Here is an 11,219-nt window from a genome sequence, read left to right on the forward strand (position 1 = left end):
GGTGTGGGAGAGTAGGACACCGCCGGACAACCATTCACATCAGGGCCACCCCTATCGGGGTGGCCCTGATGTGTTTCCACGGCCCGAAAGAGCCGTACCAAAAAGTGGGCCGCGGCGCCGAGCGACGCCACGGCCCTTGCGACGACGGCTCAGTCCCGGGTCTGGACGCCCTCGCGGATCTGGCGGAACAGGCCGGCGGCCTCGTCGACGGAGCGGCTCGGGAACATCGCCATCGCGACACTGCCGTGGTCCGCCCAGCCGCAGATCGCGAAGTCGCCCCCGTCCCCGCTGGTGGTACCGCACTTCATCACCCCGCCCAGCCTGCCGGCCGGCACCTCGCGCAGCCCGGCCACCCGGCCGGTCTCGTCGGCCATCAGCCCGAAGAGGCTGTCCAGGTCGCGTTCCGGCTGCCAGAGCAGCGTGGTGCCGCCGAAGAGCAGCACCGCGCGGCTCTCGTCCGCCGGGTCCCGGTAGACGGTGCCGAAGCTGCGGTCCAGCTCGATGTCGGCGGCGAAGCCGCTGCGCAGGTAGTCGGCGGTGCTGCGGGCCCGCTCCGAGTCGTCGCGGGTCAGGCCGGCGACCCGGTCCGGGGTCTCCAGCCGGGCGTCCTTCTCCTGCGCCACCCGCCAGCCCGCCACACCGAGGGCGGTGGCGCCGGCCAGGCCGACGGCGAGCGCCACCCCCAGCACGATCCGCCGGCGACGGGAGGCCGGAGCCTCGCCGCCGGTGTCGCTCGCCGGGTCGCGGTGGCTCAGCTGGATCGGCTCGTCGGTCAGATCGACCGGGTCGGGCCCCTCGTCGAGCTGACGCTCGGTGAGATGTGCGTCGGACATGTCCGCCACCGTACGCGAATGACAGGTGGCGCACGTCAGGTCCGCGGAAGCGCTCCGTAGACTTTCAGGGTGACCGAGAGACTGGATGCCCGACGCCCCGACGCCCCGACCCTTGCCGGCCAGTACCAGCCCGGCGAGGTAGAGCAGCGACGGTACGAGCAGTGGGTAGCCGCCGGCCACTTCCGGGCGTCGGCGGAGAGCGACAAGCCCCCCTTCACCATCGTCATCCCGCCACCGAACGTCACCGGCTCCCTGCACATGGGCCACGCGCTGGACCACACCGTCCAGGACGCGCTGATCCGGCGCAAGCGGATGCAGGGTTACGAGGCGCTCTGGCTGCCCGGCATGGACCACGCCGGGATCGCCACCCAGAACGTCGTCGAGCGGCAGCTCGCCGGCCAGGGCCTGTCCCGGCACGATCTGGGCCGGGAGAAGTTCGTCGAGCGGGTCTGGCAGTGGAAGGGCGAGTCGGGCGGCGCGATCCTCGGCCAGATGCGCCGCCTCGGCGACTCCGTGGACTGGGACCGCGAGCGCTTCACCATGGACGAGGGCCTGTCCCGCGCCGTGCAGACCATGTTCAAGAAGCTCTACGACGACGGGCTGATCTACCGGGCAAACCGGATCATCAACTGGTGCCCGCGCTGCCTGACCGCCCTCTCCGACATCGAGGTGGAGCACACCGACGACGAGGGTGAGCTCATCTCGATCCGGTACAGCGACGAGGTGGTGGTGGCCACCACCCGGGCCGAGACCATGCTCGGCGACACCGCGGTGGCCGTGCATCCCGACGACCCGCGCTACCAGCACCTCATCGGCACCGAGGTGGCCGTGCCGCTGACCGACCGGCGGATCCCGATCGTGGCCGACGAGCACGTCGACCCGAGCTTCGGCACCGGCATGGTGAAGGTGACCCCGGCGCACGACCCCAACGACTTCGAGATCGGGCAGCGGCACGACCTGCCCTCGCTGACGATCATGGACGAGCGCGGCGTCATCACGGCCCACGGCCCGTTCCAGGGCCTGGACCGGTACGAGGCCCGGCCGGCGATCGTCGCCGCGCTGCGCGAGCAGGGGCGGATTGTGGCCGAGAAGCGGCCGTACGTGCACGCGGTCGGGCACTGCTCGCGCTGCCGTACGACGGTGGAGCCGCGGCTGTCGCTGCAGTGGTTCGTCAACACCGCCCCACTGGCCAAGGCCGCGGGAGACGCGGTGCGGGACGGCCGGGTGAAGATCGAGCCGGCGGAGCTGGCCAAGCGCTACTTCGCCTGGGTCGACAACATGCACGACTGGTGCATCTCCCGCCAGCTCTGGTGGGGCCACCGCATCCCGGTCTGGTACGGCCCGAACGGCGAGATCGTCTGCGTCGGCCCGGACGAGCAGCCGCCGACGGGCGAGGGCTGGCGCCAGGACGAGGACGTCCTGGACACCTGGTTCTCCAGCGGCCTGTGGCCCTTCTCCACCCTGGGCTGGCCGGAGCAGACCCCCGACCTGGCGAAGTTCTACCCGACCAGCGTGCTGGTCACCGGGTACGACATCCTCTTCTTCTGGGTCGCCCGGATGATGATGTTCGGCCTGTACGCGATGGACGCCCGGCCGCCCTTCGACACGGTGGCCCTGCACGGCATGGTCCGCGACCAGCACGGCAAGAAGATGTCGAAGTCGTTCGGCAACGTGGTCGACCCGCTGGACTGGATCGACCGGTACGGCGCCGACGCCACCCGGTTCACCCTGGCCCGCGGCGCGAACCCCGGCGGGGACGTGCCGGTCAGCGAGGACTGGTGCCAGGGCTCCCGCAACTTCTGCAACAAGCTCTGGAACGCCACCCGGTTCGCGCTGCTGAACGGGGCGCACACCGACGGGCCGCTGCCGACGGAGCTCTCCACGGTCGACCGGTGGATCCTGTCCCGGCTCGCGCACGTCACCGCCGAGGTGGACGACCAGTTCGAGGCGTACGAGTTCGCGAAGGTCTGCGACCTGCTGTACCACTTCGCCTGGGACGACGTCTGCGACTGGTACGTCGAGCTGAGCAAGCCGGTGCTCGCCGAGGGCGGGCCGACGGCCGAGGCCACCCGACGGGTCCTCGGGCACGTGCTGGACGAACTGCTGCGGCTGCTGCACCCGGTCATCCCGTTCGTCACCGAGGAGCTGTGGACCGCGCTCACCGGTGGCGAGACGGTGATGACGGCCGCCTGGCCGGTGGCCGACCGTACCCGGGTCGACGACGCCGCGGAGAGCGAGGTCGGCACCGTCCAGCGGGTGGTGACCGAGATCCGGCGGTTCCGTTCCGACCAGGGGCTGCGCCCGACGCAGCGGGTCGCGGCCCGGCTGGACGGCCTGCAGGTGGCCGGGATCGCGGCGCACGAGCCGCTGATCCGCTCGCTGGTCCGGCTCGACGCCCCCGCCGGCGACTTCCAGGCCAGCGCCACCCTCGCCATGCCCGGGGAGGTCAGCGTCGAGCTGGACACCCGCGGCTCGATCGACGTGGCCGCGGAGCGGGCCCGGCTCACCAAGGACCGCGCGGCGGCCGAGAAGGAGGTCGCGCAGGCCCGGGCGAAGCTCGACAACCCCGCCTTCGTCGGCAAGGCCCCCGAGCCGGTGGTCGCCAAGATTCGCGACCGGCTGGCGGTGGCCGAGGCCGACCTGATCCGGATCGACGCCGCTCTGGAGGCGCTTCCCTCGTGACCGACCGCACCGATCGCACCGAGTTCACCGCCGTCGACGCCGAGCTGGCCGCGCGGGGCTTCACCCGCATGGTCTTCGAGCTGGACCGCATCGAGTCCCTGCTCGACCTGCTCGGCAGCCCGCAGCGGGCGTACCCGTCGATCCACCTGACCGGGACCAACGGCAAGACCTCCACGGCCCGGATGATCGACTCGCTGCTGCGCGCCTTCGGCCTGCACACCGGCCGCTACACCAGCCCGCACCTGGAGACGGTGCGGGAGCGGATCAGCCTGGACGGGGAGCCGGTCAGCGAGGAACGCTTCGTCGCGACGTACCGCGAGGTGAAGCCGCTGGCCGAACTGGTCGACCAGCGCTCGTCGGAGCCGCTGACCTACTTCGACATGACCACCGCGCTGGCCTTCGCCACCTTCGCCGACGCGCCGGTCGACGTCGCGGTGGTCGAGGTGGGGCTCGGCGGGGCCGAGGACGCCACCAACGTGCTCCAGGCCGGCGTGGCCGTGCTGACCCCGATCGGGCTGGACCACACCGAGTGGCTGGGCGACACCCTGGAGGACATCGCCCTGCACAAGGCCGGGATCATCCACGCGGGCGCCACGGTGATCTGCGCGGCGCAGGACGACGAGGCGGCCCGGCCCATCCTGGAACGCTGCGTGGAGGTCGGCGCGACGATCGCCCGGGAGGGCACCGAGTTCGGGGTGCTGCGCCGGTCCGTCGCCGTCGGCGGGCAGGTGCTGACCATCCAGGGCCTCGGCGGGGTGTACGAGGAAATTTTCGTCCCGCTGCACGGCGCGCACCAGGCGCAGAACGCCGCGGTGGCGCTGGCCGCCGTCGAGGCGTTCCTGGGGGCCGGCACGAAGCGGCAGCTCGACGTGGAGGCCGTCCGGGAGGGCTTCGCCGCGGCCAGCTCGCCGGGCCGGCTGGAGAAGGTGCGTACCGCCCCGACGATCCTGCTGGACGGGGCGCACAACCCGCACGGCATGACCGCCACGGTCACCGCGCTGCAGGAGGAGTTCGCCTTCTCAAAGCTGGTCGGCGTGCTCGGCGTGCTGGACGACAAGGACGCGGAGGGCCTGCTGGAGCTGCTGGAGCCGGTGCTCGACTCGCTGGTCGTGACCCGCAACAGCTCGCCCCGGGCGATGCCGGCCGACCAGTTGGCCGCGCTGGCGCGCGAGGTGTTCGGGCCGGAGCGGGTCGAGGTCGCCGAGGAGATGCCGGACGCCATCGAGGCGGCCGTCGCGGAGGCCGAGTCCGACGTGCCGGGCGAGCTGTCCGGGGTCGGGGTGCTGATCACCGGTTCGGTGGTGACCGTGGCCGACGCCCGACGGCTGCTCAAGCGGTGAGCGCTCCCGACGAGGACCGCGCCACGCCCGGCGCCGAGGCGCCGGGGGAGCGGCGGTCCGGCCTGCGGAACCCGGCGAAGGCGGTGCGGGGCCTGGGCGCGGGGACCCTGGCCCTGGAGGCGTTGGTGCTGCTGCTCGCGATCCAGCCCATCCGGCTGGTCGGCGGGGACCTGGGCGGGCCAGCCATCGGGGTGATCGTCGCGCTGGCCGTCGCCTGCGTGGTGCTGGCGGGCCGGATGGGGCGGCCCTGGGCCTGGAACGCCGGCACGGTCGTGCAGGGCCTGCTGCTGCTCTCCGGGCTGCTGCACTGGTCGCTGCTGGTGCTGGGGATCATCTTCGCCCTGGTCTGGGCGTACGCCCTGCACGTCCGCCGGGTCATCCTCGGCTGACGACGCGCCCTCAGGCCTCCGCGCGCTCCCGCCACTGGGTGAGCGCGATGCCGTGGCCGTCCGGGTCGCGGAAGGCGGCCGCCCAGACCTCCAGCTTCGTGCCCCGGTTGACCACCCGGGGCGCGTAGGTGAACTTCACGCCCGAGTCCTTCAGCCGCCGGTAGGCCGCGTCGATGTCGTCCACCTCCAGGTTGACGTGCACCAGCCGGCGGCTGATCGGGGCGGCGCCGGTGACCTCGCGCAGCACCAGCCGGGTGGCGCCGGAGGCGAGCACCGCGTTGCCGGCGCCCCGGTCGATCTCGCCGAAGCCCAGCGACCGGTAGAACTCCAGCGAGCGGGACAGGTCGGTGACGAGCAGGGTCAGCCCGACGCCGCTGATCGGGGCGCTCTCGTCGTCCGGGTCGGCCGCCGGGTCGAAGCCGAAGATCGCCTCGTCCAGCTCGTCCGGGTCGATCCGGTCCCGTGGTTCCGGGTCGTCCAGCGGCACGTCCACCGGGTCGACGAGGGGGGCGTCGAAGCGCTCGTCCACCGGCGGCCGCTGCGACGGCGTGGCCGCCCGGCGGGGCAGCCCGCCGGCCGGCGGCGGCTCGACCAGGGTGCCCTCGAGCACGACCGGGCCGCCGGGGCGCTGGTGCACCACCACCGGCTCGCGCTCCTCCGTCAGCACCACCGGTTCGGCGCGCAGCGGGTCGGCGGGGGGCGGGTCGCGGAACTCGTCGCGCAGGTCGTCGTGGAAGTCGTCGTCGGGCGTCCGGCCGGCCCACGGCGGGGCCTCCTGGACGATCAGCACCTCGTCGACCGGCTCGGCGTCGGCGTACTCGGGCGGCAGGTCGGCGGCGGCGGCGCTCTCGGCGTGGGTGGGCACCTCGTCCCAGAGCACCCGGACGTGCCGCTGGTCGTCCAGGGCCACCCGGATCGGCAGCGTCTGGCCCAGCGACGGCCACTTCGCCACCGGGACCCGCGGCTCGATGATCTTCTTGGAGCGGGGCGGCAGGCCCGGCGCGTCGATCACCAGTTGCAGCTCGCAGCGGCCGAAGGCGTACTGGGTGGGTGGCTCGGAGGCGCTGTGCACGTGCCCCACCCCGATCACCCAGGTGCGTCCGCTGCCGCGCACCGTGGCCAGGGCGATCGCCAGCACCAGCAGGGCCACGCCGAGGGCCACGATGGCCCAGCTGGTCATGCCCAGCCCGAACAGGACCACGAAGGTCGCCACGGTGCCGAGGATCGCGGCGATCAGCTTGCGTACCGGCGCGATGGTGCGGTTCCCGCCATTCGCCACAGTGGACCTCCCAGGGGTCAGGGCCAGGCTAGGCGGGATCGGCGGCCGCTGGAAAGAGCAGCCGCCGCGCCGACGCCGGGACCGGGTCGCTAGGCTGACCGTACCCAGCCCGGCCGTCTTCCGCGCACAGGAGGAACCCAGCGTGTCCAGCAGCAGCCCGGATGAGCGCACCCTCGTACTGATCAAGCCCGACGCGGTCCGCCGCGGCCTGGTCGGCGAGATCGTCTCCCGCTTCGAGCGCAAGGGCCTGCGGATCGACGCGATGGAGACCCGGACGCTGGACGGGGACTTCGCCGACCAGCACTACGCCGAGCACGTCGACAAGCCGTTCTACCCGCCGCTGAAGGCGTTCATGACCGGTGGGCCGCTGGTCGCCCTGGTGCTCTCCGGCGACCAGGTGATCGAGGTGGTGCGCGGCATGATCGGCGCCACCGACGGCCGTAAGGCCGCCGCCGGCACCATCCGTGGCGACCTCTCCCTGTCGAACCGGGAGAACCTCGTGCACGCCTCGGACTCCACCGACAGCGCCAAGCGCGAGATCGGGCTCTGGTTCCCCGAGCTGGGCTGAACCGCCCCGGCCTGCGGGCTCAGCCGGTGACCGACGGGGTGGGCCGTGGCGCGAGCGCGTCCAGTTCCTTGACGGTCCGCTCCGCCATCGCCAGCGCGCGGCTGCGGGCCTCCGCCGTCGTCTTCCGCCCCTCGCCGGGGCGGCCGGGACGGGCGCAGAGCACGGACGCCTCGATCAGGTACCCGCGGTGGCGGGTGATCACGCGGGCGTGCCCGAGCAGGGGATAGACGCCGCCCGCGTCGAGCTCGTCGGCGTCGACGCTGACGGTGGCCACCGCCGCGGGGGCGCCGCCGGCCTTCGCCGCGCCGCTGGCGGACCGGTACCCGATCGTCCCGGGACTGGGCACGGTGACCATGTGCACCGCACCCCCGGTGCACTTCTGCGCCCGGAGTGTGTCGAAGTAGCGCTCCGGGCCGCCCCGGGCGCCCGGCAGGACCGCAGCTACGCGTAGTTCGCCGAGGGCCTCGGCCCGTTGCCCGCCCGAGCGGTACGCCGCCGGCCGGGTCTCGGCGACGACGGAGAAGAAGGACCTGACGTCGACCGGGGTGCCGTAGGCGCCCTGGAGCGGTCGGGGCGTGTCGCAGAGCGCCAGCTGCACCGTGGACGTGGCGCCGGGCTCGTACTCGGGCGGGGTCACCTGCTTGACCGTGCCCAGCCCGGCCGCGGCGCGGCGGACCGCGCCGGCGAGCGCCTCGGGGTCGTGCTCCGGGACCGGTTCCGCCGAGCGGCTCGGGGACGGGCCGGCGGTGGCCGTCGCCGGGGACGCCGCCCGGTCCTCGCCGCAGCCGGCGAGCAGGAGAGCCGCCACCAGGGCCGCAGAGATCGATCGGGAACGCACGCGCTTCCTCCCCCGTCGGCGTGTCCGCAAGCGACTCTAGGACATCCGGCGGGGGAGGAAGGCCCCGTGTGGCGGTGGGTCAGACCTCCAGCGGCGGCTGCGCCTGGGTGGTCACCGCGATCCGGTTCCACACGTTGATGGTGGCGATCGCGATGACCAGGTCGGCCAGCTCCTTCTCCGACCACACCTTGGCGGCGGCGTCCCACACCTCGTCCGGCACGCCGTGCTGGCCGAGCTGGGTGACCGCGTCGGTCAGCGCCAGCGCGGTCCGCTCCTTCTCGTCGAAGAACGGCGCCTCCCGCCAGGCGGCGACGGCGAAGAGCCGGCGGCTGTCCTCGCCCGCGGCGAGTGCGTCCCGGCTGTGCATGTCGACGCAGAACGAGCAGCCGTTGAGCATCGACGCCCGCAGCTTCACCAGTTCCAGGACGGTGTGGCCGACGTTCGCCTGGGCGTACTTCTCCAGCGCGAACACCGCCCGGTACGCCTCCGGCGCCACCTTCGCCATGTCGATCCGACTCATCTCGGCCTCCCTCAGCAGGTACGGATACCCCCGTACGACGAGGGCCGGTGGCGGCGATGTGACGGCAGCGCGCTGTGACGGTGGTCATGTCGCGGGGCGCCGGGGCGGTGGGATTACTCGGGGGCGATCTTCGACACCGATCGAGTAGGCTTGGGGCACAGGCGACGACCCGGCCATCACCGGTGAGCCTCCGGAAGAACAGCCGGGTGACCGGCCCAGTAGAACCGGACGGGACGGCCCGTCACAGCCGGCCAACGAGCGGGCGGCCGCACCTCGACCGCCAAGCGGGGTGGTACCGCGGGCCGCTCGGGTGACGCCGTCGAGGCGTACCCGGAGGGCTCGTCCTCGCAGACCACTGACGAGTGATTTGCGCGAGGAGAGCGACCCCCGATGGCCTATCCGTTGCACGACCCGACCGCCGCCGGTGTCCCGGCGAGCCCGGACCTGCCCGCGGTCGAGCGCCGGGTGCTGGAGCACTGGACGGCCGACAAGACCTTCGAGGCGTCCGTCGAAGCGAGGCCGACCTCCGGTCGGCAACCGGAACCGACGGGCTCCGCCGATGACGGCGTCGCAGGCGACGCCGGAAACGAGTACGTCTTCTACGACGGCCCGCCGTTCGCCAACGGCCTGCCGCACTACGGCCACCTGTTCACCGGGTACGTCAAGGACGTGGTGCCGCGCTACCAGACCATGCGCGGCCGGCACGTCGAGCGGCGCTTCGGCTGGGACTGCCACGGCCTGCCCGCCGAGGTGGTGGCCGAGAAGCAGCTCGGCATCACCAGCAAGGCGGAGATCATCGACCTTGGCGTGGCCCGGTTCAACGAGGCCTGCCGCAGCTCCGTGCTGGAGTTCACCCAGGACTGGGAGCGGTACGTCACCCGGCAGGCCCGCTGGGTCGACTTCGCCAACGACTACAAGACCCTCGACCTGGACTACATGGAAAGCGTCATGTGGGCCTTCAAGACCCTGCACGACAAGGGTCTGATCTACGAGGGTTTCCGGGTGCTGGCGTACTGCTGGCGCTGCGAGACGCCGCTGTCGAACACCGAGACCCGGATGGACGACACCTACCGGGACCGGCACGACCCGACGTTGACCGTCTGGTTCGAGCTGACCGCCGACGAGAGCGCGCCGGAGCTGGTGCGCGGGCCGGTGCGGCTCGGCGTCTGGACCACCACGCCGTGGACCCTGCCGTCCAACCTGGCGCTCGCCGTCGGCCCGGACATCCGGTACGCGGTGCTGGAGCGCGACGGTCAGCGGTACGTGGTCGGGGAGTCCCGGCTCGGGGCGTACGCCAAGGAGCTGGAGGGGTACGAGCAGGTCGGTTGGGTGACCGGCAAGGCCCTGGTCGGCCGCCGCTACACGCCGCTCTACGACTTCCTGGTCGAGCAGGCCGGTGCGAACGCGTACCAGGTGCTCGGCGCGGACTTCGTCACCACCGAGGACGGCACCGGGATCGTCCACCTGGCCCCGGCCTTCGGCGAGGACGACCAGAACGTCTGCAACGCCGCCGGCATCCCGACGATCGTCACCGTGGACGACCACACCCGGTTCACCGCGCTGGTCCCGCCGTTTGAGGGTGAGCAGGTCTTCGACGTCAACAAGCCGGTGATCCGGGAGCTCAAGGAGCGGGGGGTGGTGCTCAAGCAGGACACCTACACCCACTCGTACCCGCACTGCTGGCGCTGCGACACCCCGCTGGTCTACAAGGCGGTGTCGTCCTGGTTCGTCGCGGTGACCAAGTTCAAGGACCGGATGGTCGAGCTCAACCAGCAGATCAACTGGACACCTGGGCACATCAAGGACGGCTCGTTCGGCAAGTGGCTGGCCAACGCCCGCGACTGGTCGATCAGCCGGAACCGGTTCTGGGGCTCGCCGATCCCGGTGTGGAAGTCCGACGACCCGAACTACCCGCGGCTGGACGTGTACGGCTCGCTGGCCGACATCGAGCGGGACTTCGGCGTACGCCTGAGCGACCTGCACCGGCCGGCGGTGGACGAGCTGGTCCGCCCCAACCCGGACGACCCGACCGGCAGGTCGATGATGCGCCGGGTGCCGGAGGTGCTCGACTGCTGGTTCGAGTCCGGCTCGATGCCGTTCGCCCAGGTGCACTACCCGTTCGAGAACCGCGACTGGTTCGAGCACCACTACCCGGGCGACTTCATCGTCGAGTACATCGGACAGACCCGCGGCTGGTTCTACACCATGCACGTGCTGGCCACCGCGCTGTTCGACCGGCCGGCGTTCCGCAACTGCCTCAGCCACGGCATCCTGCTCGGCTCCGACGGGCGCAAGATGTCCAAGAGCCTGCGCAACTACCCGGACGTCTACCACGTCTTCGACGCGTACGGCTCGGACGCGATGCGCTGGATGCTGATGTCCTCGCCGGTGCTGCGCGGCGGTGACATGGCGGTCACCGAGGCGGGCATCCGGGACGCCGTCCGGCAGGTGCTGCTGCCGCTCTGGAACGTCTGGTACTTCTTCTCGCTCTACGCCAACGCCGACGGCCACACCGCCCGTCGCCGGACCGACTCGACGCACCTGCTCGACCGGTACGTGCTGGCGAAGACGAACGAGCTGGTCGAGACGGTCCAGGGGCAGATGGAGGCGTACGACATCTCCGGCGCCTGCGCCACCGTCCGGTCCTACCTGGACGCACTGACCAACTGGTACGTGCGCCGCTCCCGGGACCGGTTCTGGTCGGGTGACGCCGAGGCGTTCGACACCCTCTGGACGGTGCTGGAGACGCTCTGCCGGGTGGTGGCGCCGC

The 11,219-nt window shown here is 72.1% G+C and carries 9 protein-coding genes; 5 read left to right on the plus strand and 4 right to left on the minus strand.

What is annotated here, in order from left to right:
- Positions 1–149: 149 nt before the first annotated feature.
- Positions 150–833 (minus strand): hypothetical protein, encoded by a 684-nt coding sequence (locus ACSNN7_RS27025; protein ID WP_436683825.1) that lies wholly within the window; start codon positions 831–833, stop codon positions 150–152.
- A gap of 69 nt (positions 834–902) precedes the next feature.
- Between ACSNN7_RS27025 and ACSNN7_RS27030 the strand changes: the two genes are divergently transcribed.
- From ACSNN7_RS27030 to ACSNN7_RS27040, 3 genes are all read left to right on the plus strand, one after another.
- Positions 903–3,515 carry a valine--tRNA ligase gene (locus ACSNN7_RS27030; protein ID WP_436683827.1) on the plus strand — a complete coding sequence of 871 codons (2,613 nt, stop codon included), beginning with the start codon at positions 903–905 and terminating at the stop codon, positions 3,513–3,515.
- Positions 3,516–3,583: 68 nt separating this feature from the next.
- A complete protein-coding gene (locus ACSNN7_RS27035) occupies positions 3,584–4,855 on the plus strand; it encodes a bifunctional folylpolyglutamate synthase/dihydrofolate synthase (RefSeq protein WP_436683839.1) in 1,272 nt (423 codons plus the stop codon).
- Complete coding sequence (locus tag ACSNN7_RS27040) at positions 4,852–5,244, plus strand: DUF4233 domain-containing protein (protein ID WP_436683829.1); 393 nt, start codon at positions 4,852–4,854, stop codon at positions 5,242–5,244. Before ACSNN7_RS27035 ends, ACSNN7_RS27040 begins: the two co-directional genes overlap by 4 nt.
- A 10-nt stretch (positions 5,245–5,254) precedes the next feature.
- On the opposite strand, the gene ACSNN7_RS27045 is transcribed toward ACSNN7_RS27040, so the two are convergent.
- Positions 5,255–6,523, minus strand: coding sequence for a VOC family protein (locus ACSNN7_RS27045; protein WP_436683831.1), 1,269 nt, complete (start codon positions 6,521–6,523; stop codon positions 5,255–5,257).
- A 142-nt stretch (positions 6,524–6,665) separates the two neighbouring features.
- Here ACSNN7_RS27045 and ndk point away from each other — a divergent pair, with 142 nt between their 5' ends.
- Positions 6,666–7,091 (plus strand): nucleoside-diphosphate kinase, encoded by a 426-nt coding sequence (ndk, locus tag ACSNN7_RS27050; RefSeq protein ID WP_334570161.1) that lies wholly within the window; start codon positions 6,666–6,668, stop codon positions 7,089–7,091.
- A gap of 19 nt (positions 7,092–7,110) precedes the next feature.
- Here the strand turns inward: ndk and ACSNN7_RS27055 are convergent, their stop codons facing one another.
- Positions 7,111–7,929 carry a hypothetical protein gene (locus ACSNN7_RS27055; protein ID WP_436683833.1) on the minus strand — a complete coding sequence of 273 codons (819 nt, stop codon included), beginning with the start codon at positions 7,927–7,929 and terminating at the stop codon, positions 7,111–7,113.
- 79 nt (positions 7,930–8,008) lie between these two features.
- On the minus strand, positions 8,009–8,449 hold the full coding sequence (locus tag ACSNN7_RS27060; RefSeq protein ID WP_436683835.1) for a carboxymuconolactone decarboxylase family protein: 441 nt from the start codon (positions 8,447–8,449) through the stop codon (positions 8,009–8,011).
- 390 nt (positions 8,450–8,839) lie between these two features.
- Here ACSNN7_RS27060 and ileS point away from each other — a divergent pair.
- The coding region (gene ileS, locus ACSNN7_RS27065) for an isoleucine--tRNA ligase (RefSeq protein ID WP_436683837.1) at positions 8,840–11,219 on the plus strand (2,380 nt) is incomplete at its 3' end.

The organism is Micromonospora sp. URMC 105 (assembly GCF_051386295.1).
In the GTDB taxonomy this organism is placed as follows: Bacteria; Actinomycetota; Actinomycetes; order Mycobacteriales; family Micromonosporaceae; genus Micromonospora.